Origin of the sequence: Paraglaciecola sp. L3A3, from assembly GCF_009796765.1 — a bacterium.
In the GTDB taxonomy this organism is placed as follows: domain Bacteria; phylum Pseudomonadota; class Gammaproteobacteria; order Enterobacterales; family Alteromonadaceae; genus Paraglaciecola.
Genome location: NZ_CP047023.1, coordinates 1,102,025 through 1,128,177 on the forward strand (window position 1 = coordinate 1,102,025; position 26,153 = coordinate 1,128,177).

General features: G+C 37.2%; 15 protein-coding genes. 10 read left to right on the forward strand and 5 right to left on the reverse strand.

What is annotated here, in order from left to right; genetic code table 11:
- Window positions 1-78 precede the first annotated feature (78 nt).
- On the reverse strand, window positions 79-1,053 hold the full coding sequence (locus GQR87_RS04585; RefSeq protein WP_158967002.1) for a hypothetical protein: 975 nt from the start codon (window positions 1,051-1,053) through the stop codon (window positions 79-81).
- Between the two features lie 113 nt (window positions 1,054-1,166).
- Window positions 1,167-1,427: a hypothetical protein gene (locus tag GQR87_RS04590; protein ID WP_158967004.1), complete on the reverse strand. Its 261-nt coding sequence runs from the start codon at window positions 1,425-1,427 to the stop codon at window positions 1,167-1,169.
- A gap of 640 nt (window positions 1,428-2,067) precedes the next feature.
- Here GQR87_RS04590 and GQR87_RS04595 point away from each other — a divergent pair.
- Both GQR87_RS04595 and GQR87_RS04600 read left to right on the forward strand, forming a co-directional pair.
- On the forward strand, window positions 2,068-7,287 hold the full coding sequence (locus GQR87_RS04595) for an FG-GAP-like repeat-containing protein (protein ID WP_158967006.1): 5,220 nt from the start codon (window positions 2,068-2,070) through the stop codon (window positions 7,285-7,287).
- Window positions 7,288-7,536: 249 nt separating this feature from the next.
- Complete coding sequence (locus GQR87_RS04600) at window positions 7,537-9,579, forward strand: PQQ-binding-like beta-propeller repeat protein (protein WP_158967008.1); 2,043 nt, start codon at window positions 7,537-7,539, stop codon at window positions 9,577-9,579.
- A gap of 69 nt (window positions 9,580-9,648) precedes the next feature.
- Here the strand turns inward: GQR87_RS04600 and GQR87_RS04605 are convergent, their stop codons facing one another.
- From GQR87_RS04605 to GQR87_RS04615, 3 genes are all read right to left on the reverse strand, one after another.
- On the reverse strand, window positions 9,649-11,109 hold the full coding sequence (locus tag GQR87_RS04605; protein WP_158967010.1) for a glycosyltransferase: 1,461 nt from the start codon (window positions 11,107-11,109) through the stop codon (window positions 9,649-9,651).
- Window positions 11,075-11,944 (reverse strand): WcbI family polysaccharide biosynthesis putative acetyltransferase, encoded by an 870-nt coding sequence (locus GQR87_RS04610; protein WP_158967012.1) that lies wholly within the window; start codon window positions 11,942-11,944, stop codon window positions 11,075-11,077. Before GQR87_RS04610 ends, GQR87_RS04605 begins: the two co-directional genes overlap by 35 nt.
- Window positions 11,945-12,051: 107 nt before the next feature.
- Complete coding sequence (locus GQR87_RS04615) at window positions 12,052-14,754, reverse strand: glycosyltransferase (RefSeq protein ID WP_158967014.1); 2,703 nt, start codon at window positions 14,752-14,754, stop codon at window positions 12,052-12,054.
- Between the two features lie 279 nt (window positions 14,755-15,033).
- On the opposite strand from GQR87_RS04615, the gene GQR87_RS04620 reads away from it, so the two are divergent.
- The 8 genes from GQR87_RS04620 (at window position 15,034) to GQR87_RS04655 (ending at window position 26,148) form a co-directional block, all read left to right on the forward strand.
- A complete protein-coding gene (locus tag GQR87_RS04620) occupies window positions 15,034-15,963 on the forward strand; it encodes an NAD-dependent epimerase/dehydratase family protein (RefSeq protein ID WP_158967016.1) in 930 nt (309 codons plus the stop codon).
- The gene (locus tag GQR87_RS04625; RefSeq protein ID WP_158967018.1) at window positions 15,944-16,759 is read left to right on the forward strand and encodes a hypothetical protein; all 816 of its coding nucleotides are present in this window, start codon (window positions 15,944-15,946) and stop codon (window positions 16,757-16,759) included. The genes GQR87_RS04620 and GQR87_RS04625 overlap by 20 nt, the downstream gene beginning before the upstream one ends.
- Window positions 16,759-17,823, forward strand: a complete 1,065-nt coding sequence (locus GQR87_RS04630) for a GSCFA domain-containing protein (RefSeq protein WP_158967020.1) — start codon at window positions 16,759-16,761, stop codon at window positions 17,821-17,823. Before GQR87_RS04625 ends, GQR87_RS04630 begins: the two co-directional genes overlap by 1 nt.
- Window positions 17,824-17,835: 12 nt before the next feature.
- A complete protein-coding gene (locus GQR87_RS04635) occupies window positions 17,836-20,940 on the forward strand; it encodes a rhamnan synthesis F family protein (RefSeq protein WP_158967022.1) in 3,105 nt (1,034 codons plus the stop codon).
- A gap of 31 nt (window positions 20,941-20,971) precedes the next feature.
- Entirely contained in the window at window positions 20,972-22,228 is a 1,257-nt protein-coding gene (locus GQR87_RS04640) for a glycosyltransferase family 2 protein (RefSeq protein WP_158967024.1), read from the forward strand.
- Between the two features lie 18 nt (window positions 22,229-22,246).
- Window positions 22,247-23,698 (forward strand): glycosyltransferase family 2 protein, encoded by a 1,452-nt coding sequence (locus GQR87_RS04645; protein ID WP_158967026.1) that lies wholly within the window; start codon window positions 22,247-22,249, stop codon window positions 23,696-23,698.
- Entirely contained in the window at window positions 23,695-24,930 is a 1,236-nt protein-coding gene (locus tag GQR87_RS04650; protein ID WP_158967028.1) for a glycosyltransferase family 4 protein, read from the forward strand. Before GQR87_RS04645 ends, GQR87_RS04650 begins: the two co-directional genes overlap by 4 nt.
- A gap of 111 nt (window positions 24,931-25,041) precedes the next feature.
- A complete protein-coding gene (locus GQR87_RS04655) occupies window positions 25,042-26,148 on the forward strand; it encodes a hypothetical protein (RefSeq protein ID WP_158967030.1) in 1,107 nt (368 codons plus the stop codon).
- Window positions 26,149-26,153: the final 5 nt, after the last annotated feature.

Sequence of the window (26,153 nt, forward strand, 5' to 3'; positions counted from 1 at the left end):
TTTCCCTTTTTTTTGTGATGAATAACGATTAGATACAAAGCAACGTTTCGTAATGGTATTGACACTTTATTAGGTGTTTCAGCTATTTTGAATAAATGTCTCAATTGTTTTTGATATTAGTTTTGAGTTACCTTTAGTTATGTTTGCATTATCAAGTAATCGGTAAATATCTTTAATATCGGTTTCAGATAACGAAAAAGCGCTTAGTGTTGTAGTGTTTAAACTGTCTTCTGCAAAATCAAATTTATTGAATATCCAATCAATATCCGATTTGACTGCTTTATAAAATTGATTACTTGCACTTTTGCTAAAAGGAAATGAACTGCCTCTCCATATTTTAAATGATTCATCTTGTCGTAGTTGAGTGAAAAAATCTCTTCTTTGTGCCTCTGAATTCAATAATTTATTGGCAATTAAAATTACAATAAGAGCCACCCCGCCCATCGATTTGTTTGGAAACTTTTCGTTATAAAAAGTATTAACATTGACGTCAATTGCTTTGCAAAATCGAGTAATTAAAGGCAACTCAGCTTTATATGGCATTGCAATTATCGGAAGTTTTAAAGATTGCCATTTTTTAAATAAGCTTTCGAAACTAAAACTAGCGATATTTCGATGTAAGAATTCATCCGGATTTTCACTTAATCCTATTACCTCATCTTTAACATGTTGATTGTAAGCAGAGGCTGCTCTTTCTAGAGGATTGCGTGCAATTAGAATTAAGGATATTTCTAATTGATATTTATCCAGTAAGTTTTTGATTGTTTTTACAAAATCTAGTGTGGCTAATTCTGAGCTGATAAGAATGTCTTGGGTTGAAAGTGATATTTCTTTATCTAATTGGGCAGACAAATCTTGCCAAAGTGGGATATCAATCAAGCCATGTTTATGTTTACCCTGATGAGCAAATACGAGTTTGTGGTGAGAGCCATCAGGCCATCTTCCTGTTTCTGGATACAGAATTGATTTTGAGCCAATATCTCTGAAAAAACCTTGAATGGCGCTAGAGCCTGTTTTGCTCGGGCCAAGATGTATAAATAACCTACGTTTCATTGATATCCTTTTTTCTATTTAGCCCGAGCTCAGGTTATTTAAGTCATGAGTCATTATGCTACCACTAAGGTAGAAATGTGATTTTTAATATTATCAAAGGAACAGAAGCTCATTCATTTTTTTTTTAAATAAATATCACCCATAGCAAATCTTCCTGAACTTTTAGGATCTGGATCATTGTGAATAGTTAACCAGTAACCTACCGCTTCTCCAGAAAGGGGAAGCTCTGAGTCGGGTAGTAGCTTCCGATATAATGTTGGGTAGCTCATACAAAATACTTTAGCTACCTCGGTTTTCTTTTGATTGTTAAATTTACACTGGTTATTAAATGCTATTTCTAACAATGAGCGACTTCTTGAACTACTTTGTTCCATCTTTTCATCAATCCTAACAGCTAATTTTAGTATTTAACTAGAAGTGTTTATTCAATGTAGCAAAATGACTATTTAGACACACATCAACTTCCTTGAAATCTATCACAAATCTATCAAAAGTAATTCAACCTATTAATTTTATTAGGATTAAAAATATATGGGTTAGGCTCTTAAATGAAGAAATGATATGATCAGAAAATTATACAGTAAGCAATTTTTTGATTACAGCTACTCATATATCCCTCAAAATGAAGTTAGTTAATTGGCTCCTGTTTTTTTAATTGTAATTTTTTCATGCAATTACTTTAAGTAAACCGGCAGTTCGACAGAGCTATCGGGGTAGAACAAGGCAGTATAAAAATGGTGGGCTCAGCAGATGAAGTGATACCAGAATATCAAAAGTTCAACTGGGATCGCATGGGATACACCGGGTAGTGTTTTGGAGAGAGATAATTAACATCGATTGTGTAAATTGCGTTATGGAGTATAAAAACTAGCGAGTGAATACTATGACTATTTATTGTTTCAAATTAACATTCAAGTATTTACGAAAAATGCCTTTTTTGAAAAAAAGAAGAATAGATTAAAAATATTATCATTATTAAATAATGACATCGTCATTCACTTTTGGGAAACATTTGTGCGTAAAATTTTTATTTGTATATTTTTTGTATTTTGTTCGTTTATATCGCGCCAGTCATACTCGACTCCTATTACTGATATTTTGTTTATTCAAAATAAGGAATTAGGAGAGGTTGCGGCAAAGAGTAGTCAAGAGGTGGCGGTACAACTAGAAGCACATATAGTGAATTTATATGATATCGCTGATAGTGACTTTGTATACGATAAAAATGATCCTGAAATTTTGTTAAAAATGGTTGACTCTATTTACGATAACGGCATTTTTAAATCAAGAGCAAGTATTGCTTCTACATTATCTAAAGTAAGTGAACTCTCTGATACGATCGAAAAAATTGAATCAATCATTGCTCTTAAAAAGATTTTGGGAGATACCGTTAGTGCTGTTAAAAGTGCTAAAACAATGTTCGCTATTGCTCAAGATGCTAGGAAAATAAAAACTAGATACCGAGTATTCAATAACCTAATAGCTTATGGTACTGGGAATCGAGAATCGCTTTACCAACTCAAATTATTTTTAAATAGTATGGATGATGTGGCGAAAAGTGGTAGTTATCTATATGAAACTTATCAGTTTATAACGAAAGTTGAGTCTATTGAAGAGACCACGAATAAAGGCGTTGACGCTATTCGATACCTGCTAGCTCAAATACAATCTGAAATCGCTCACGAGATGAGAGTTAATCTGGCAAGTGACGAATGGGCCAAATTAGTTATACAAGACTTTATATTAAAACGTTGGAAAGAAGCTGGTAGATATAACGACTACATAGATGGAGCAATGCTGACCTATATACGTGATGAAAGTTGTCTTAAACTTTTGGAATTTGGCTGTAAGGTTAAAGCGGTTCCTTCTAGTTCAGTTGTTGATGAAAGGGAGTTAGATTTAACTCCGTTAACATTTCACTTAACACCAACCCAAGTTGATAATGAAGTGAATAAATACCTTATTGAAATACCACCAAGCCTTCTCTCTGATTGGGGGGCAGATACAATAAGTTCAATAAAATTCACTGAAATGGGTGATGAATTTGATTTTAGTTCTGAGAGCGTGGGGCATATAACTTACCTGAATTCAGAGCAAACTCCGGCTTCTTTTACCATTCAATTGAATGAAAATAATTTATTTTATTCAATTAACGCAGCAATTACTTTTAACTCAGGGGAAGAGTATCTATTTTATAACCAAACATTGAATTATATTTCTACCCCAGACTCAGTTGAAGTACTTGAATATCCGAGTGAAGTAGGAGCTGATAGCGAAGCACTGTTTAAAGTTAAATCATGCGGTGATTTTTTATATGGGCCAAATATTTGGTTTAGAAATGCACGCAAAGACAAGTGGTTTCAATCGTATCTAGATGTAGATAACTCATCAACTGATGACGAGTGTTATTTATACACTTTAAGAGCATCTGTTGAAGAATTTGGTGCATATCTTTGGGGTGGGGAAGAGTTTGAGTTTTATATCAGTGGAGGAACACAGGTTTCTAATTTTTATACGTCGGTTTTTATTGACCCGAGAGATACTGACAATGACGGAATGGAAGACTTATGCGAAGACAAATATTTTAAAGGCTTACAAGAAAAATCATCTGACGATTTCGATAAGGATAATGTAACGAATGTTGAAGAGTGTTTAAGAGGAACAGACCCTACAAAATATGGCGCAGAAGGCGTTTCTAAAACAGAGCAGATTAATAACCGAGAATTAGACGATGGAACTGTCGCCAACCGGTGCCGCTTAGATGATATATATTTTAGTAATCTCGAACTTAATTGTAGCTATGTAACCCTTTACGAAGATGTAACAATTTGGGGTGATTTATCAGTAACGTCAAACACCTTTGATTTAAACGGTTATCGGTTAATTGTAGGAGGTCAACTTAAGTTACGAGGAAGTAAGACCAATATAAATAAAGGAGAGGTCACTATCGGTGGGGAGCTTAGTCTTGAAGCCGGTGGTGTATACATTAGTAGTGGTAAAGTGACTGTGGAAGATAGTTTTATACACTCTTCAGGAACCCTTGATATGTCAGGCGGTACCTTGATTGTTAAAGGTGATTACCGTATTCAAAAGGCTGATGAGAATACAGCGTCTGGCTATACCTATAGTGACGGCATTCTCCGTATGGAAAATCCTGGGGATTACCTGTTAGTAGAAGGCGACTTTTTCATGGACAGCCGGTTTGGTGGATTTGATACTGATAGTAGCCAGTATCGAAACTACTACAATGGCGATTGGTTGACAGCTGGTGTGTTGGAATTAAAAGGTGATTTTACGCAGTTGAGTTCGGCTGTATCACATTGCAATAGCGGTATTACAAAGTGTAATTACTACAGTGAGCATAACTTTCAGGCCAGTGGAACTCATAAGGTTGTATTGTCAGGTACGGAGTTGCAGCATATTAGCTTCTCAGACCCATCTTCAGGTAGTTCTAGGTTTAATGTTTTGGAGATTAAAAACATTAGTCAATTGGGTGTAAATATAGATAGCCCTACTTTTGTCGTCGGAGGATTGTCATCAACAGGCACTCCTATTGAAGGTGCCTCTAACATAAATATCGCAAGCCTTTTTTTAATTCAAGAAAATGAGTGGCCATATGATTTATCTCTATCAGGCTCTGTGAGTTTAACAAAAGACCTCGCTATTGTTGGTAATTTAATCATTAAAGGAGGGTTAGATTTAAAAGAATACTCTTTGTCTGTAGATGGTGATGTAACAATTGATGGCGGGAGTTTGGAATTAACCAATGCGAGTTTTGATCTTTCTGGAAGTATTCTGCAAAAAGGCGGAACAGTAAATTTAGGTGCAGGATCATTAGAAATACAAGGAGACTACCGAATACAAAAAACAACCGAAATTGAGGATGAATATACTTTCAGCGAAGGTGTTCTGCGTATGGAGGATAGCGAAGGGTACCTTTTAGTGGAAGGTGACTTTTTTATGGATAGTAAATATGGTGGTTTCGATACGGGAAGTACGTACAACAAAAAATACAATGGCGATTGGTTGACTGCGGGTGTGTTGGAATTAAAAGGAGACTTTACGCAGTTGAGTTCGGCTAAATCACATTGCAGTAGTGGTATTACAGATTGTAATTACTACAGTGAGCAAAACTTTCAGGCCAGTGGAACTCATAAGGTTGTATTGTCAGGCACTGAATTGCAAAGTCTTCGTTTTGCGGACCCATCTTCAGGTAGCTCTAAGTTTAATATTCTTGATGTTAAAAATAACTCTGAAGAAGGTGTTGTTTTCGAATCAATATTTGTTGTAAATGAGTTATATTCTGCAGACGATTCATTTGTTCGTAATGTAAAAATTGAGACGCATTCATGGATATTAAGTGATAACCAGTTAGTCAAAGGCGATTTGTTTTTAAATGGCAAAGAGTTAAAGCTGAATGGCCATACATTGACCGTCGAAGGTGATATTTACCACTCTTCAGGAACCCTTGATATGTCAGGCGGTACCTTGATTGTTAAAGGTGATTACCGTATTCAAAAGGCTGATGAGAATACAGCGTCTGGCTATACCTATAGTGACGGCATTCTCCGTATGGAAAATCCTGGGGATTACCTGTTAGTAGAAGGCGACTTTTTCATGGACAGCCGGTTTGGTGGATTTGATACTGATAGTAGCCAGTATCGAAACTACTACAATGGCGATTGGTTGACAGCGGGTGTGTTGGAATTAAAAGGTGATTTTACGCAGTTGAGTTCGGCTGTATCACATTGCAATAGCGGTATTACAAAGTGTAATTACTACAGTGAGCATAACTTTCAGGCCAGTGGAACTCATAAGGTTGTATTGTCAGGTACGGAGTTGCAACATATTAGCTTCTCAGACCCATCTAGCTCTAGGTTTAACGAGTTAGAAATTCAAAATAATATTGATGAAGGTGTAATATTTTTAACTTCATTATCTGTGGGACAATTGTTTAATCATAACCAATTATCATTTATTTTAAACGATGGCGGTGCATTCCCTGACTTCGATGGCGATGGCTATAAAGATAATATTGATACATTTCCGTTAGATGTAGCACAATATTTCTTGGACAGTGATAAAGATGGTATACCTGATTTAAGTGATCCAGATAATGATAATGATGGCGTATTAGATGTAAATGATGCATTCCCACTTATAGCTATTAGTACTTATATCGATACCGACAATGATGGTGCTCCAAACGAATGCGGTGCGGCTTGTGTGTCACTTGGAATGGGTGCTGATGCCGACGATGACAACGATGGTGTGTTAGATATTGATGATGCATACCCTCTTGATCCAAATCGCTTTAGTGAGGTGACTTATGTCGCCAAAAACGATGTAGACGGTGACGGTAAATCTGATTTATTGTGGAGGAGTGACGTAAAAGGTTGGAACTTCCTGTGGGCGATGGATGGGATTCAAACCAAAGAAGCAAGCCCAATTAATGTAGTACAAGACGATGGTTGGTTGATGGCTGGTCAGGGCGATTATGATGCTGATGGTAAGTCAGATATTTTCTGGCGTAACACTGTCACTGGTTTGAACTTTATCTACCTGATGGATGGATTTAATATTAAAGCCCGTCAAGTGCTGAACTACGTGGATGCTCCGCAGTGGGAGTTACGTGGCAGTGGTGACTTTAATGCTGACGGTAAAGGCGACGTGTTGTGGCGCCGGGTAGACCGAGGTGATACCTGGTTCTATATGATGGATGGCTTAAGTATAGGTACCAATCAACCGTCATTATGGGTAACCGACTTAAATTACAAGATAAGCGCGATAGGTGATATTAACGGCGATGGCACCGATGATGTGATATGGCGTCATCAAGTCACAGGTATCAACTACATCTGGATAATGGAAAATGGTCAGATAGCAAACCGTTACACCTTAAATGCAATAAATGCAGATTGGAGTATAGCGGGTGCCGGAGACTTAGATGGCGATGGTACGGATGACATTATATTAAGAAACCAAGTAGACGGTCGTAACTGGGTTTATTTAATGGAAGATGGTCAAATCAAAACCAGCCAACTGATGAGTACGGTAGCAGATACCAACTGGCAAATCGCCAACATGGGTGATTATGACGGTGACGGTAAAACCGACATATTGTGGCGTGACGAAAGTGCAGGGCGCAATATCATCCATTTGATGGATGGCTTAACGATTAAAGATAAAGGGGTCTTAAGACCGACTGACAATACTTGGACCTTGGCTAAGTGAATAGGAAAAATTCAAATTAACTAAGTTTGTTTAAATCCCGCCAATTGGTGGGATTTTTATAGCTGGTACGCTATTTTTATAACCTCCAATTACAAATATTCTAGAATAAATAAAATACTATGGTTTTGCGAAAAATAGAAAATCTATATTGAAGGTTTTTTATTGTTCTGTATGTTTTTTAAGCTACTATGGGGTTCACAAATCACTTTACTTGAATATTTTGTAAATTACATAGGATGTAAACTAATAATGTTGATTTCTAAAAAATATAAATTAAATACCATATTATTACTTTTTTTGTTGCAGCCGTTTAGTATCACACACGCTGCTGATGGTGATGTTAAGTGGAGTTATGAAACCGGTAGTCGTATTGTTAGCTCTCCAGGTATTGCCTCTGATGGCAAAATTTACATCGCTTCGCACGATGGTTATTTGTATGCTTTAAACCCTGATGGTTCGCTTTTATGGCGTTATCAAGCAGGATATCAGCCTAGGGGGGCAATTGTAGTGGCTGATGATGGCACAATACATTTTGGTACCAGTGGTGGGAGCCTGTTTGCTTTAAACGCAAATGGCTCGTTAAAGTGGTCATATCTAATTGGAGAGCAAGTCGATGCGCCATCAATCGGTAGCGATGGCACTTTATATGTAGAGGCAGATGATGATTATCTATATGCCATTAACTCTGACGGCACATTAAAATGGTCATATGAAACGGGAAGGATCCCTGTTGAATCACCAAGTATTGCCCCTGATGGCACTATATATGCGAGTTCAGGTAAGAACATCATTGCATTGAATCCAGATGGTACGTTGAAGTGGTCTTATGAAACGGGATTTTTTGTAGGAGGGTCAGCGGCAATAGGAAACGATGGTACAATATATCAGGGCTCTTATGATGGCAAACTCTATGCTTTAGATCCAGATGGAAGTCTTAAATGGACCTATAGAAACGCTGATATCCAACATTCTTCCCCTGTCGTAGCAACCGATGGAACAATTTATATTGGAGGGCAATTCGATGATAGGCTAACTGCTATTAATCCAGATGGCACAAAGAAGTGGACTATTTTGACTCTTGGTGGTGTTAACTATTCTGCAGCATTAGCCAGTGACGGCAGCATTTATTTTGGTAGTCAAGACGGTACATTTTATGCTGTAAACCCTGAAGATGGTTCCACTAAGTGGACTTATAAAACAGGTGTAGGAATGTATAGCTCTCCAGCGATAGCCCCTGATGGGACTGTATATGTTGGCTCGTCAGATAATAGTCTTTATGCATTCGAAGGAAGTGCTGGGTTAATGAATAGTGCGTGGCCAAAGTTTGGTCAAAATAATAAAAACTCTGGTTCAAACCAATCTTCATCTGGTGGTTCAAGTGATGAAACTATCGTCAAAAACGACGTAGACGGCGACGGCAAATCTGACCTGTTATGGCGCAGCGATGCTAAAGGTTGGAACTTTTTATGGGCGATGGATGGCGTGCAAACTGAATTCGCAAGCCCAATCAATGTGGTGCAAGACGATGGTTGGTTGATGGCCGGTCAGGGTGATTATGATGATGATGGTAAATCGGATATTTTCTGGCGCAATACCATAACAGGTCAAAACTTTATCTATTTGATGGACGGTTTAAATATCAAAGCCCGTAAAGTGCTGAACTACGTTGATGCCCCGCAGTGGGAGCTTGCCGGCAGTGGTGACTTTAACGGTGATGGTAAAGGCGATGTCTTGTGGCGCAGAGTAGATCGAGGCGATACCTGGTTCTACATGATGGATGGGTTGAGCATTGGTACGAGTCAACCGTCGCTGTGGGTTACAGACTTGAATTACAAGATAGTGGCCATTGGGGATATCAACGGTGATGGCACTGATGATGTGATATGGCGTCATCAAGTCACAGGTATCAACTACATCTGGATAATGGAAAATGGTCAGATAGCAAACCGTTACACCTTAAACTCAATTAACTCAGATTGGACGATAGCCGGGACTGGAGACTTAGACGGTGATGGTACGGATGACATTATCTTAAGAAACCAAGTAGACGGTCGTAACTGGGTTTATTTGATGGAAGATGGTCAAATCAAAACCAGCCAACTGATGAGTACGGTAGCCGATACTAACTGGCAAATTGCCAACATGGGTGATTATGATGGTGACGGTAAAACCGACATATTGTGGCGTGACGAAAGTGCAGGGCGCAATATCATCCATCTGATGGATGGCTTAACGATTAAAGATAAAGGGGTCTTAAGACCCACTGACAATACTTGGGCCTTGGCGCAATAATAGTTAGGCCACTTTCAATATCATTGAGAGTGGCCTTTAATATATGGGGGATACGGGGAAATTTAGCAGTTAAGCTAGAAACTTTTCTAACTCATTCATTGTAATATTGTTAGGTGAATATAACGTAAGGTCTTTTGTAGCAATATTCGATTTTACATTATCAATAAATTCATCAATTGGTATATCTGATTGAAAATTGATTAAATCTTTCAAGTTATAATTCCACCATTGTAATGCCAATAAACTCTCTATTTCAGCATCACTAAAACGAAATTTTATTACCTTGGCTGGAATACCACCCATAATAGCGTAGGGAGGGACGTCCTTTGTTATCATGGCTTTGGCTGCTAAGATTGCACCATCTCCAATTTTAACACCTCTGGCTATGGTGACATCCTCTCCAACCCATACGTCATTACCTATTTCGACACCTAATGAGTTCTTGGGTTCAGTGTTATTAGTCTGAAAATTACTGAGTTCTGGATGATCAGCAAAAAACTGTGAGCATATTATGGCCTGTCGATCATAGGTAATGGAAGAAGTGGTAAATCTAGATTTTGGGTGGTCAATGCCTAGAATACTTAGTCTAGCGCCAATTGAACAATATCTGCCAACTTTTACAAAAGGAGCCAATGGACTACGAGAAAATGAAAATGAGCCAAACGAATATAAAAAACTGCCATTGATATAACATGTGTAAGGTTCTATTTTTACGTCCGAAGTAAATATAAGGCTTTCACCAGCTCTAAATCTACCTTGTACCTTATCAGCACCAAATGGAGAGAAGTAGACTCTATTTTCGTTAAGAAAACCTAGTAACTCGTCTGATACTTGAACTTTATGCATGGCAATATTTGTAGGTTTATTCTTATAAATACTTTTTTCTTTTTGAATGTCAGACCAATGAGATGTTTTTTTATGCTCTAGTTCATTAACTAAGCCAAAGAATTTGCTTATCTCTTGTTGTGGTACTATTAATACGTCTCTATTTTTACCAACAAGGTCATTCTCATATTCGGCATCAATAATTTTATTAAATGAAAATGGGCCAGTAGCTTTCCAAACATCATCAAATTTTTTATTGCTAAGGTTGTCTAGTACATTATCCCAAATCTTCCTTAAAACAGGGTTTCCTGCCTCGCAGACAATTAAACCGTTCCAAATACCTCCATGCCATTTGCGCATAACCACAAGCTGATTTGAGTAACTAAATAGGTTGTCTGCAGCTCCAAGGCAGTCGGTCGCCATATCTATATACATGCCACCTTTGGCAAGACAATAAGCAATACGAAAAATATCAGATTGCATAGCGGGAAGGGCTGCTGTTAAGTACAAATCAAGCACGTCTTGACCATATTCCTGTTTGATGAATATAGAGGCTTTTTCGTGATCAAAAAGTTTAATGCTTGCATCAGGGTTATGGTGTAACCAAGTTTTGTGTAACTTGGCAATATCATCTGGTAATGGCATTTTATGCCAGTATTGAACTATATTTTTAGGCACCATATTTTGACCTAATAACGTCTTCATTTTCTGCATAGATAGAAAAATACAGTTCTACTATTTCACTAGGACTATAAAATTTTTCACCTGCAGTAGTAATTTCACTTCCATCGATAGCCGCAATTTCTAGTCCTTTAAATTCCTTAACAACAGGGAAGTCAAAGTCTACACCTGAATTCAAAGGGGGAATAAATTGACTAAGGGGTTCATTCATCTGTAAATTACTGCTATCCAAGTTCTCGGGATAACCTATTTTTTTTAATATACGCATAGCGTACTCTACTAGTAAAAATAGGCACGGATGATTGAAGGTGAAAAACAACCTTTTTGATGTAAGATTACTCTGGATAAAATCTACAATTTTCACATCAACGTTTTCTTCCCGGGATGATAATTCATTCATCGAAAGGATAACGTCTTTATTATATCTATCGTAATTATATTGTTTATCAAAAAGTCGTTCAGCTGTTTCATGAATAGTGCGTCCAGCCAGCCAACTATCTACTATTGTACTATTATGGTAATCGCCCATTGGACCTTTTAGTGTGTTTTTACCCGGAACACGAATATACATCCAATCTGGTGTATAGCCCGAATAAAATAAATTTAAGATAGTCACTATTTTATTTGGGTATTTTTGCTTTAATTTATTTGTCTGAATAAATTTACATGGATAATTATCAGCAATTAATTGTGTGACAATGATGTCAGCTTCGATCATATCCGCATCGATACTTTGTTCATCTTCATCTTTTAATAAATGCACAATTGGCGTAGAAATTACTGTTACATCATTGCCAAGGGCTTCAATGATTTCCTTAAGAGGCCGCGCTTGGCAGTTCCCTACTATTACTATTCTCATTTAAATGTTAACTTCGCTATATTGGTTGGTAGTACTATTTTATACAATCAAAAGTTGCATACTATTTCAATTCACTTGAGTTGCTCTTGTTTATACTTAGCCGGTGATTAGTCTGTATAAATACCGACACTTTCAAATATTTCAGCGAAGTGCTTTTGACCATTTTTAAAGGAATATTTTTCGTTGACTAATATTTGTTCATTTTCAGCAAATTTATGCCAAGTTACTTCATCGTCATACAAGTCAGATATCCTAGTCACCCATTCTTCTGGTGAGTTAGCAATATAGCAAGAAACTGCGTGAGTAAGTCCAGTGCCTTCTGCTGCTATATCTGTGAGTACGCAAGGTACATTATAAGCCATAGCTTCTAAAACCTTACCTTTAATACCTGCACCAGACAGTAGAGGAGCGACAAATACTCTATGATTCTGATATACATCATCTAATGATTCTGCAAAGCCTATCATTTTCATATTGTCAGACTCTAGTTGCTTTAACTCCTCAGGCATTTTGCTGCCATAGACATATAATATTATCTCAGGCCTTTTCTGTTGTAGCAAAGGCATTACTTCATCCGCCAGATATTTTACCGACTCAACGTTTGGGGTATGTCCAAATCCACCAAGAAAAGCGATACCTTCTCGCTCTTTTACAGACTTCATTGATAATTTAGGAGTCAATACCCAAGGAGTGATATGAATTTTTTGTGTTTCTAAAATATGGGATGTTATTACCGTTTTTTCTGCGGCGCTGTAGCAAAGTACGGCATCTGCTTTTTTACATATATCTAACTCATGCTGCATTGTCTGTAATGCTTGTTCTACACCAGCTTCATCCTTAGTCCCTTGCAGTGCGGTTCTTAGTTCTCGTAAGAAATGTAGATCGGCATTGTTAAACAAAACGGGAATCGTGGGTTTGAGTTCTTTAACTCTATTAATTACTTTTTCCGCCACGTAGTAACGAGTAATATAAACGGCATCCATTTCATGGATTCGCCTGGTCAATATTTGTTCTATAGACATATAAAATGGTGCATAAAGTACTTCTACACCCATTCTTTGTAGTTCTATAGTCGACTCGCCTAAGTGGGCTAAGTTATCGGCAGCAAATGTAACTTTGAAGCCTAACGATTGCATCAGTTTAATTTCTTGAATTGCCGCGTAAGATCCAGCATCTCTTGATGGAACAGGCATAGTGTAGTCAAAAACTAATACTCGTTTTTCTACATCCCTGTCTTTCGATAATTGCAAGTTTTCAAGACTTTCTTTCCCATTATGCTTCACCGCGCTGGCCCACTTTTTGGCAAACTTAGTTGCATTAATCACTTGATTTTTCTTAACACCTTGGGTGATATCTCTACCATGTGTCATACCTTCAAAATGGAATACTTCTGAATGTGGTACATATAGTGTCTTATAACCTGCTTGGCGAACTTTAAAAGCAATGTCGACATCCTCAAAGTAAGCTGGTGCAAGGTATTCGCTGAAACCTTGTACCTCTTCCCACACCGTTTTTTTTATGCAAAGGGAGGCTCCGCTGACATAATCTACAGAGCGAACATAACTATATTCAGGGCGGTTAGGGTTGTCTGAGTGACCGACATTCCAGGGATTGCAGTTGTCCCAAATTATACCTCCAGCTTCTTGTAAACTGCCATCTTCATTGAGTAGTTTACTGCCAACAAGGCCAACACTTTCATCTTCAGCTACAGATATCAGTTCTTCAAGCCAGTGAGATGTTACTTCGGTATCATTATTCAAAAATAGCAAGTATTTGCCTGTTGCAAATTTTGCAGCTTGGTTACAATTACGTAAGAACATTAAGTTCTCATCTGTACTGACCAATTTGAGGTTTTTAATAATCGAATCAGCTTCTTTTGTTGTATCTGTAGATAGATCATCTGCCAAAATGACTTCGTATGGAGTGTTGTCAAAAGCTAATATAATTGAAGCAATACAGTGGTAGGTTAACTCGAACTTGTTGTGCGCAGGGATAATAATACTAACAACTGGTGTTGTGTGTTTTGGTATTGTAAGTTGAGGGTATTTTTTTCTGTTGTGCCAAGATTCTACCAGCACAGAATGAGCAGTACTTATGTTCTTAATTTCATCAGTGTCGAGTTGTTGTGCCAATTGATAGTTCAAAGATGCGTAGCGAAAACTTGCTTGAGCATTATTGCTCATTAGCCTCGAAAACTTAGGTGCATTTTGTACATGTTCTAGAGGAGTGATTAATGGTTTAAAGTTGACTGCACCATGCCATAAACTGTCGCTGTTACCCTCTAAATTTATCGATATAAGGTGTTCGTTGCCATCCATTAAACTAATTGGGGCTGCTATGATAACAGGATAGCTGCCAGGTCTAATTTCAATATTTTGATAATAACTTTGTTTTCCTTTTTCGGATAATTCAAATCGAAAATGACCTTGTTTTTTTGTTGAATTCATTGTGAAATGCAAATGTACTGGATCTTGTCTTACAAATGTAATGTCAAACTCTGGAGCAGGGCGATTAATCTTAAATGTATTCCCTTGGGAGAAGCCTCCATCCATATCTCTAAGGCGAACATTTAATTCGCCAAAACCAATAAGTCCACTCTCAATAAACACTTTAAATGCATTAATTCCGTCGCCAAAACCCGCTTCAAGTAAATCACGTCTGAATATATCAGCTATTCCTGTAGCAATTACTCGCTTGTTAACTTCTACCTCAAATTTTGATTGACCAACTGGATTAGATTCGTCATAAAACCAACCGTATAAATAACCTGATTCATATTTTTCAATCGTAAATTTGGTGGATATAGACATGTTTTTCCTTGAAATAATAATTGGCCTTTCTTCGATTGCAGAGAATTTACCATGTAAAACATGGATCCAAAAGTATATGGTTCGAAATAAAAGGGGGTTTCTATGCAACCGACTAAGTTTTAGGTGTCAATTGGATAAATTTTATTTTTGCCTGGCTCCTTTCATGTTTACTTGTTGCAGTATTAATCTAATTATCGATAAAAAATGTTTTTCCTTGTTTGACTTAAGGAGGCTTTGTTAGAATAGTTGATTATTTTTAGTATGTCGCAAGGGATAGTTATGTCGTATTTGTTGGTCGGGGGGTTTGGTTTTATAGGTAAGCACCTCATTGAGGCAATTATCGACAGACAAGATTCTTTCACTGTTGTATCTAGAAAAGACCCTGACATGAAGTGGACTTCATATCCATATGTGCTGGATAACACACTGGATGATAAATCTATGTCGGAGTTAGCTAAAAACCATAGTTCAGTTATATATTTAGCTTCGTCTTCCATACCTAGTACAGGTTCTTTTCTAAGAGAAATAACTGAAGGTGTGGAACCTGCAATTCAATTTATTGATCGTCTCACTGAGTTTAATCCTGACTTGAAGGTAATTTATCTCTCTAGTGGTGGGCAGATATATGGTAACGAGTATAAAGAGCTTGTTACAGAAAGTGAGGTTTGTCGCCCTGTGAGTCCTTATGGTTACGGTAAGTTAATGGTTGAAGAGAGTTTGGCCTACCTTCATCGCACTAAAGGAACAAAAGTTGCTGCACTTAGAGTAGCTAATCCCGTTGGCCGTTGGCAGACTGGTTTACGCCAAGGATTGGTAAACGTTGTTTTTCAAGCATTAAATAGCAACAAGCCTGTTACTATTTTCGGTAACGGTAAAGAATGCAGAGATTATATTGATGCAGATGAACTTGCGCAGCTTATCTTACTTGTTGCTAATTCTGACTTTAGTTTTAAAACATGGAATGTCGGATCTGGTCAAGCAACATCGACCCTGGATTTGGTATCTAAAATTGAAAAAATTGTAGGTAAAACGGCAGTAAAAGAATTCTTACCTAGGCGTTTTGTTGACCCTGAATTCGCAGTATTAGACTGTAGTAAATTGTTTTCAGATTTAAATTGGAAAGTAACTAAAAGTATAGATGAGATTTTGATCAAAACTTTAGCTTTTAAAATGGATAATAAACATCGGAATGATGAAGAAAATCATTAAAAAATTTAGTACAAAGCTAAATGAGATTAATAAGGACACGAAGATGGAAATGATAATTACTGGGCATTCTCACTGTTTTTGCATGGGAGTCAATCCGTCTGGTGCCATGAGGTTAGAAGCCATTCAAAATGATGTGCCAGGTGTTTATGGCGTGATGGGAGCTTGGAATGGCTCTAGAGATGATGCTTATTGGGAGTTTGTCGCTAAACATGCAAAAAATCGATGTGTAGTGATTTCATGGGCTGGTAATCAGCACAATTCAGGTTTTATTTTTTCTAATGAAGAGACTTTCGATTTTGTGCTGAATGCTAAAGACTGCAATCCTTTAATGGTAAATAAAACTATTATTCCTAAACGTGTTTTGGTTGAGCACTTTCAACCCTCTTTAGGCGGCTTGGCAAAAGCCATCGCAATCCTAAAAAAAGGCTCACCTAGAGATATCATTCTTCTAGAAACGCCTCGCCCCAAAGGTGATGGTGATTTTATATTACCCTTTATTAAATCGTCAAAACACTTCACTGATCTTGCCGCTCAATTGGGAATTGATATAGATTCTCTAGCAATCTCATCCTTGGCTTTCCGTTTGAAGTTATGGAAATTGGTACAGGAACTTTTAGTTAGTGAAGCCAAAGCTAATGGTGTGAAATATTTATCGATGCCTGTAGCTCTACAATCGGATCTGGGAGGCCTACGAAAAGAATTTTGGGCTAACGACGTTACCCATGCTAACGCTAATTTTGGAAATGCAGTTATCAAACACCTCGCAAATACGGTCTTTAAAGGAGGAGCATCATAATGCCACATCCATATAAAAAACTAGCAGACAAGGCTTTTTGGAAAAGAGCTGTCGCAGACGGTTGTCACCTGAATGATTTGGTCTCTCATTCTCCATTGCTCAGTGCTGGAGATAGTTTTGCTTCCGCAGGTAGTTGCTTTGCTGGGAATATAATTCCATATTTAGAAAGCGCTGGCTTTAATTATGTTCGTAAAACAGTTGTTCCTGAAGGGCTTAAGGGGATATATGAAGAGAATTTTAATTATCACACTTTTTCAGCCGCTTATGGCAATATTTATACGGCAAGGCATTTATTACAATTAATTCAACGTGCATTAGGACTATTTCAGCCTAATGAGGATCGTTGGTATATTGACCATCAAGTTGTTGATCCTTTTAGACCAGGGTTACGTTTTAATGCCAGCAATGACTTTGAGTTTGATAAATTGAATGCTCAGTATCTAGAGAGCGTGATTTCTGCTTTTAAAGAGATGGATGTGTTTGTATTTACTCTAGGCTTAACCGAAGCTTGGGTTTCTTCAATTGACGGATCTGTTTTTCCTGCTTGTCCTGGAACAATTGCTGGTAAGTATGATCAAGACAAACATTCTTTTAAAAACTTTAGTGTGGCTGAAATATCACAAGATTTAATAGACGCTTTTTCATTGTTGAGAACTATTAACCCAAACCTAAAGGTAATTTTAACTGTTTCTCCTGTCCCTTTGGTTGCTACGGCTACGGCTAAACACGTAGTGTCAGCTACTGTTTATAGTAAATCAGTATTAAGGGTCGCAGCAGAAGAAGTTGTGAATTTATTACCCTTTGTTTTTTATTTTCCGGCTTACGAAATTGTTACTGGTCCTCAAGCGCCAGAATCTTTCTTTGAAGCAAATCGAAGAGATGTAAGTGTGGAAGCTATTGAGGCCGTTATGGGAGCGTTGATTGCAAATTGTGAACTTGATGCTGCGGTGATTAAAAAACCAAAGCCTTCTGTGCCACCGAAACCATTACCAGATAACAAAAATTCATCATCACGTCTTGTTGATCTTGAATGCGAAGAAGCGGCTTCTGACAATGATATTTAAGAGTAAAGTGTTTTGAAAAAAGAAAAAAATAGTGAAGACACAATGTTTAAATTAAATAAACAAGAACTGAATGAATATGGAGTTATTCGTTCGACTAAGGTTAATTGGAAAAAATACAAAAAACTGAACGGCTTGCAAGGCGATGTTGATCCCGTATTTCATTTGGTTAAACATGGCAGAACCGAGAATATCTTAATACCAGGTTTTTTTAAAACCGCTGAATATATTGCATTGAATGACGATGTGTTTCAAAAGAATTTGCACCCGCTTGTCCATTATATCACTCAAAAGAGTAATAAAAATAAAACACATGTGCCTTCTCTGTTTAATAAAAACGGAAAAAAGCTGCTTGATTCGTGTGCCAATAGTGGCGATAAGAGCTTTTCATTTAGTCGCCAAGAACTCGAAGATTTTTTTACAATTTATACGGCGCAAATACCTTGGGCTCACTTTATTGATAAAAATGGCGAAAAAGACCAATTAGACCGCATTATTTGCGCCACAAAGGAGTGGAACGATCGTTCAGTGGTGATTAAAGGTTACTTCGACTCCACTATTTATGTTGAAAGTAATAAAGATGTTGAGGCTGCCGGCGTTAATCCACTGGTTCATTTCATAAAGTATGGTTTGAAAGAGAAACGGGTAGCCAAAAAAGAATCGAGTCATAGACAATTTGAAATAGATACACTCAAAGCGCAACAAATAAATTGGAGCACCCTTAGGCAAAAATATGGTGCTGAGTTGGTATTAGACGTTGACCCAGTTGATTATTATGTCGACTGCTGGCGATACGAAGACTTACAAATAGATGGCTTTTTTGATACTGGATTTTATTTAAAGAATTACCCAGATATCAAAGCTATCGATATGAACCCCCTGTTTCACTTTGTCACGAGCGGCTCTAATGAAGGCAGAAAAGGCTTCCTCGATTTAGACGTATATAGAGAGTTTGGACATCAAACCTATGATCCGGATAAGAAAACTATTGTTATCGTCAATCATGAGTCATCTGCTACAGGGGCTCCTCTAGTCGGTTTGAATTTGGGTAATTCATTTGCTAGCTCGCATAATGTTATTCAATTTGTTATCCGCAAGAAGGGGCTCCACGAGGATTTTCTGTCTAGCAGCTTCGCGGTCTTAACAGATTTGGTAGAGTTACCCCGTTTTTTTCTCAAAGAAATAATTCAAGCGGTAGATGCCCTGTATCCAATTTCAGCGGCAGTATGTAACTCGGTAGAAACGATTGAAGTTCTTGATGTTTTTAGTGAGCTGAAAATACCAACAGTATCACTTATTCATGAGTTTTCTGACTATACTCTGCCTAAAGGTAAAGTGAGTAATGCAATTTGTTTTGCAGACAGGGCGGTCGTGCCAGCTTCTATTATAAAGAATTCTATTGTGCATGAAATTGAAACATGTTTTGGCTTAAAAACCGTACCGAATAATATTGTGATACAACCTCAAGGGTTGTTACCGTACATTCCGACTATGTATGGTCAAAACCTCAGTGCAGATGAACTAAAACAAAAATTTGATGTTACTGATGATCAAACCATGATTGTCGGTGCTGGGTATGTGCAAATACGCAAAGGGACAGATTGGTTTATTTCAACAGCGAGCTATCTAAATAAGAAGCAACCAGGTAAATATAAGTTTGTTTGGGCTGGTGATGGTTTTGACCCTAACCACGATTTGACGTATTCAGTGTGGCTGAACCGTCAAATTATCGAATCTGGTCTAGAAGATTGTTTTTACTTTTTGGAGCACCAAAGAACACTTGGGAATTTGTTATCGATTACTGATGTGTTTTTGTTGACATCAAGAATGGATCCGTTTCCTAATGTGGTTATTGATGCACTGGCTGCTGGGGTTCATGTTGCTTGTTTTGAAAATAGCACAGGGTGTGCTGAGTTTTTAGCTATTAACGAATCAAGTTCGTCTATTTGTGAGTATGGTGACACATATGCTATGGCTCAAAAAATAGCAACCTATGCGAACGGTAAAACGTCAGAGCATCAAGTAGCGAAATCGGTTAATCAAGCTTTGGTAAAAAACAAGCTAGACTTCAACATTTATGCTGATTTCATATTAGCTGAAATTGAAAATGCTAAAAATATAGTAGAACAACGTGATTTATATGAAAATAAAATAAATGATGTTAAAGCGTTTGATTATCAGTATTTCGCAATATTAGATTCTCACCAGAGAGCCCTAGATCACTATATTAAATGTTCTATGAAAGGGATCCATGTTTCAAATCCCGCCCCTAATTTTCATTCAGCGGTTTGGTTGCATGATAATCCGGACGATTATTTTGGTGTGCCTTTGGCTTCAGCAATTTCGAAAGGACAATTGGAGACACATCACAACAGAGTAATTCAGGGGCTTGATTCAGAATGTAAGTTACGAGGTGCAATTCATCTCCATCTATATTACGAAGATATGCATCCGTACTTTATTGATAAGTTTTCGGCTCTGCCAGAGCATTTCGATCTATATATCACTATTTGTCATCAAGAATCCATAAAAAACGTTGAAACAGTATTTTCCAATTGCAAGTTTAATAAAATTGAAGTGGTTTATACTCCCAATGTCGGTCGTGATATTATACCGTGTTTCAGTACGTTACGAGAACAGCTGTTTAACGAAAATGACTATGATGTTATTGGGCATTTCCACAGTAAAAAATCCGTTGATAATGATCCAGGGTTCGGTGACCGATGGCTAAATTACCTTTTAGATAATTTAGTTGGGGACAAAGGGCATACGAATGAAGTTTTATCATTATTCGAAGATGAAAATTGCGGACTAGTTTTTGCCGCAGATCATCACAATGTAGGTATGGGTGACAACAAACGTTTTGCTAATGAGTTGTGTGACGCGATGGATTTAAAACATCTGGAGCATGCTGCAAACTTTCCTTTAGGCACCATGTTTTGGGCAAGGCCACAAGCATTGTCTCGATTATTTATGCTCGATTTCAGCCCTTTTGTTCAGCCTGAGCCTTTGCCATATGATGGGTCTTATATGCATGCTATTGAAAGACTGATTCCTACTGTTGTCAAAGCCGAAGGATATGACATCGCTACTGTATATGCCCCAGGTACATCTTGGTGAAAGTAATAACCTTTATAAGAAAAGTAATAACATGAATGAAGTTAAATTGAAATTAGCTGCTTTAATGATGCAGAAAAATGAAACCGAATTATTGGAAAAGTGGATTATTTATCATGCGGACTTATTTGGAATAGATAACTTATACATATTTGACAATGGCAGTGACGATAAGCAGACGATTGAAATTTTGCGCCATTGGGAAAGTCAGGGCATAAGAGTTATATGGGAGTATTTAAGCAAACAAGATTTTGAGAGCAAAGGTACTATCCTTGGTGACAGAATTAAAATGCTTGAAACAAGTCATCACTATGATTGCTTTATACCTTTAGATTGTGATGAGTTTTTAGCGGTTCGACTTAGCAATGGGGCTATTTCCTGTGAAGCGACAGATATCTGTGATGAAATCAAGCGTCATGCAGGATCTGAAGACATTCTGTTAATTGATGCCCAGTTTTTTAATTCCCCTATTAGTGAACAGTGGTTTCATCGCTTTGAAAATAGAAAGTGCTTCTTTATGAAAGGAACATTTAAGTCAATGGACGTAGGGTTTCATTGGGGGAAAACCAAAAACTCAGAAAAAGAAGTGAAAACCAACTTAGTACAGTTTCATTTTCATTACAAACCGTTTGCCATTGCCCGCGAATACGCACGGAATAAATTAGCGTTGAGAGTGAAAAGTTTTGATAAAGATTACTTGTCAAATTACAAGGGCGCTGGCGAACATCTTGTTAAATATTTCTTATTGTCTGAAAAACAATATTTGAAAAACGTTCTGTCAGTTCCTCATTTCTATATCAATGTGTTGTCTGAAAAGTTTGCGTCCTTGGGTATTGAGTGGCCTTATTTTCATGAAATGAAAGATTCTTTTTCAGTGCTAACACCTAACGCCGATTTTAATCAGAAAGATATTGTTCGAAAACTTCATAACGTAGCTGATCACCGTTTTCGTGGCAGTATCGATCAAATTGTTTGTGTTGGTGAGAACATTAGAATCGATGGGTGGTGCGCCGAGATGAATACCTTACCAATTTGTCATTTTGCTTTGGAAGGAGCGAAAGGAGAGCAGTACTTGGTAACAGGTGAAAGTGTGTTAAGGCCTGATATTGCAAGTTTACTTGGTTTTGATGATCGTAAGTTTGGTTTCGCCATAACTGTACCTATTGAAGTGCTGCATAGTTTAGGCATTTCGGAATTAATCTTATTTCCCAAATTACAAAGTGGTGAAATGGGCCCTGCGTTATCAATCAATAAAAAATATCAGAATTTTATTTCCGATGTTTTGAGTTAAACGTTAATGAATGCAGTGATGCTTGAAAAAATTATGCCGCTTCTTAGGCGTTTTTCGCAAAGAAATACTATTTTGTGCGTTGATTTTGTTTTTTTTCAAAGTAATCGATTAGTTGTTGTTGGCTGGGTGTTAAATAAAGTACATGATGCCAGTTTAGATATCGTTGTATCAAATGGCACGAATAAATTAGAGTCTGAAATTTATAGGTTCGAGAGGGAAGATGTAGCCACTCACTATGATTTGAGCTCGGAAAACTCCTGCTTTGGATTTTTATTATCAATAGAAGAATGTCTAGCTAGCTTAAATGAATTACATATTGTTTGGGGTAATCGAAAACATTTCTTTAATAAATTAAGATATGAGGTGGTAGATAATATTGCGGCTATTAAGAGCAAAGTACCCTCCTGTTCAGACAATATTGAGTCAATTTTGTCATCTACCAATTCTCATATTGGTGTTAATGTTGAAGGAGTTACAGTGCAACCCTCTAGGATCAAAGATAAAGATATTCAAAAAATTAGTAACATATTAAATCGTGTTGATAGTACACAAGGTAGTTTTTTAGGTGTCCTTAAACAAAGTGTATTACCTTCAATCCATAAAATTTGGAAAAGAAGGCAAGCATCATATGGGGATGTGCAGCAGCTTCAGTTTGGCATATTAGCTCCAAGCCCTAAAGTGAGTGTAGTAATACCTCTTTATGGAAGATTTGATTTTATGCAGCACCAGATAGCCCAGTTCTCAAGTGATGTAGGAATGCAAAGTGTTGAAGTCATATATGTACTTGATGACCCAAGGCTAGAACAACAGGTTAGGGTGAGTGCAAATGGTTTATACGAAACGTTTCGTTTTCCATTTAAATTGATTATTTCAGCGAATAACAGAGGCTTTGCCGGAGCGAACAATTTAGGTTTCAAATATGTCTCCGCGCCACTAACTTTGTTTCTTAATTCTGACATCATCCCAAAAACTAAAGAGTGGCTTCCTATATTATTAGAACAGTTTGAGACATTACCTCCGATGAGTATTTTAGGGGCAACATTATTATATGAAGACGATACTGTTCAACATATGGGAATGTGTTTCCAAGATGATACCAATCATCCTGGTATCAGAATGAATCATCATCCACTTAAAGGCTTTCACATAGATTTAATCAATAGTGATAGTATATTTTCTGTTCAAGCAATTACAGGGGCTTGCTTGCTTATGGATACAGAACTATTTAAACAACTAGAAGGCTTCGATGAAATGCATATTCTAGGCGATTTTGAGGATTCTGATTTATGTTTGAAAGTGATGAATGCTGGTGGCAGCATTTTTTGTTCAGGCAAAGTGCAGCTCTATCATTTAGAAAGATTGTCTCAGGATTTAGTATCTCATGCTAATTGGAAATGGAAGTTATCGATGGCCAATGGTGTTTATCAAGAAACAAAATGGAAAAATCTTATTGACCAGGTGATGCAATGAGTTCGTTACTGGGTAAGCGTATATTAATTATTTCCCACGGGCATCCTGATATTAAAAAAGGTGGTGCTGAGGTGGCTTCGTATAATATGTACAAGGAACTATACGCCAGAGGTGAGGATGTTTTTTATTTAGCCCAAAGCCCGAAACCTCCGCATGGTGGGACTTCTTTTTCTGGCCATAATGGCGCTCGAGAAATATTATTTCATACTAAGATTGAAGATGGTTTCCTATTTTCGAACTTTGTTTCTAGAAGCTTATGGAAAGAGTTTCGAGATATGCTGAAAATGTTAAAACCAAACGTTATTCATTTACACCATTATGTAACATTAGGAATTGAAATAATCGAGGAGATTAAGAGAACACTCCCCGATGCCAAGATTATCTTAACTTTGCATGAGTACTTAGCTATTTGTCATAATAAAGGACTGATGGTAAAAACTAACGGTGACTTGTGTTATCAATCTAGTCCAAGAAACTGTGCCGATTGTTTTGTTGAGAAGAGTCCCGCAGATTTTTTTCTTCGAGAGAAGTATATAAAGCGGCTTTTCGAAAACGTTCACACATTTATTTCGCCTTCTTATTTCCTCAAAGCTCGTTATGTGGAATGGGGGATCGAGGAAAGTAGAATTTGTGTTATTGAAAACGGACAACCAGTGAGTTCCAACATAGAGCCCTCTTTTAAAGAAGATTCAAAAAAGGTGAGGTTTGCATTTTTTGGTCAACTTAATCCTAATAAAGGAATTGAGTTGCTGCTTCAAGCAGTAAACTTATTGCCGTTAAGTGTCAAAGAGAATATGACACTTGAAATTCACGGCGCAAATTTGACATTACAATCTAGTGTTTTTCAAGACAAAATTAGCCAGTTACTGGACGAGCTTAGTGACATTGTTTTCAATCAAGGTCCATACGAGCAATCTGAGTTGCCTCTGCTTTTATCTAAAGTCGATTGGGTTGTGGTGCCATCTAATTGGTGGGAAAACTCGCCAATGGTTATTCAAGAAGCGTTTCAGCAAAAAGTGCCCGTCATTGCAAGTAATATTGGGGGAATGGCTGAAAAAGTTACTCATGGTAAAGATGGTTTACATTTCCAAGCTAGGAGTGTTGTAGATTTGTCTCAAACAATTATATTTGCTATTAAAAACCCTCTGATAAGAAAACGTTTAGTTAATTCTATCGAAACGCCGTTGAGCATTAAGGGGATAGTTGATAAGCATATAGAGCTATATGCTTAGTCGTTATACTTTGCATCTGCAATAACTATTGCCCTAACTTTAGCTAAGTTAATAGTGTAAGGCGCAAGTGGTTGATTTTAATTCTAAACGCATTTTTATTAGAGAAATATCTTGGAAAAAAATATATTCATTCATGTCGGGCCGCCAAAAACAGGAACGTCAGCAGTACAAAAGTGGTTTAGTGAAAATGTGAGAGAGCTCCAGAATCTGGGCGTTTTTTACCCTAGTCATGAGGTTGATCAAAATGGTGTGAGTTCTGGAAACGTCCGCACTATATACGATATTAACAGTGAGAAGAAGATCGAGTTAAACTTGGAAAAGTTAAATTCGTTAATAGAAAAATTTGAAAATAGCCAATACCACACGCTTCTCCTTTCATCTGAATTTTTTTTTAGAGGAATGCTTGAGCTTAAGAAATACATCCCTAAAGCTAAGTTTATTGCATATATCAGAAACCCGATGGAAATCAAAGAGTCGAGCTATAATCAATCTGTTAAGCGCCATTTTCAACAGCGAGTATTAAATGCTGGTCGAAGTCAGCGCCTTCCATATATGGATAGGCTTGTAAGTTATGTTGAAGCCAATAGTGGGGATGATTTAACTATTCGTTTATATGGCAAACAATATTTTGAAAATGCTAATATAGTGAGTGATGTACTGAGTCTGCTTGGGATTAATTTGGATGTTGATTTGCCATTTGTTAACAACTCTTATCAATTTGAAGCGCTAGAATTTAAACGTTGGTTCAACCAATTTGAGTTAGAACAATACCAAGTTATAGTTGATAGAACGTTGCAAGCTTATAATGAGGGATGTAGTCGCTATTCACTTATTCCGACTCAACAATATATAGAGGACAGTCGTTATTATTCTCAGTTGATTGAGAGATACGCTTTAGAGTTGAAGACTAATGATTTACTGCCTTTAGTAGAAGATATGCAAGATGCCTCGCCGACCCCTTATTTAAAACAAGAGTTAACACAAGATGCTTTTCTATCTGTGTGTCACTTTCTTCAAGAAACACTCAAGGTTGACTATTATCTGTTGACACGACATGTAGGGAAGATAAAAAAGACAAAGGACGATAGGTTTTACGAACTGTTTGTTAGTTCTTATGAGCAAAAATATAAATTTTTATTTATAGTTTCTTTGTTTCGAATGAAAGTGAAAAGTGCTTTAAATTTGTTAAAACGTAAAGTTAATCATTTTAGACGCTGATGCAA

What these genes read in the sequence shown, in the direction of transcription:
- GQR87_RS04640 (WP_158967024.1), top strand. Translation starts at nt 20,972, where the DNA reads ATGAATGAAGTTAAATTGAAATTAGCTGCTTTAATGATGCAGAAAAAT.
- GQR87_RS04630 (WP_158967020.1), top strand. Translation starts at nt 16,759, where the DNA reads ATGCCACATCCATATAAAAAACTAGCAGACAAGGCTTTTTGGAAAAGA.
- GQR87_RS04650 (WP_158967028.1), top strand. Translation starts at nt 23,695, where the DNA reads ATGAGTTCGTTACTGGGTAAGCGTATATTAATTATTTCCCACGGGCAT.
- GQR87_RS04585 (WP_158967002.1), bottom strand. Translation starts at nt 1,053, where the DNA reads ATGAAACGTAGGTTATTTATACATCTTGGCCCGAGCAAAACAGGCTCT.
- GQR87_RS04645 (WP_158967026.1), top strand. Translation starts at nt 22,247, where the DNA reads ATGCTTGAAAAAATTATGCCGCTTCTTAGGCGTTTTTCGCAAAGAAAT.
- GQR87_RS04600 (WP_158967008.1), top strand. Translation starts at nt 7,537, where the DNA reads ATGTTGATTTCTAAAAAATATAAATTAAATACCATATTATTACTTTTT.
- GQR87_RS04620 (WP_158967016.1), top strand. Translation starts at nt 15,034, where the DNA reads ATGTCGTATTTGTTGGTCGGGGGGTTTGGTTTTATAGGTAAGCACCTC.
- GQR87_RS04610 (WP_158967012.1), bottom strand. Translation starts at nt 11,944, where the DNA reads ATGAGAATAGTAATAGTAGGGAACTGCCAAGCGCGGCCTCTTAAGGAA.
- GQR87_RS04625 (WP_158967018.1), top strand. Translation starts at nt 15,944, where the DNA reads ATGATGAAGAAAATCATTAAAAAATTTAGTACAAAGCTAAATGAGATT.
- GQR87_RS04605 (WP_158967010.1), bottom strand. Translation starts at nt 11,109, where the DNA reads ATGAAGACGTTATTAGGTCAAAATATGGTGCCTAAAAATATAGTTCAA.
- GQR87_RS04590 (WP_158967004.1), bottom strand. Translation starts at nt 1,427, where the DNA reads ATGGAACAAAGTAGTTCAAGAAGTCGCTCATTGTTAGAAATAGCATTT.
- GQR87_RS04615 (WP_158967014.1), bottom strand. Translation starts at nt 14,754, where the DNA reads ATGTCTATATCCACCAAATTTACGATTGAAAAATATGAATCAGGTTAT.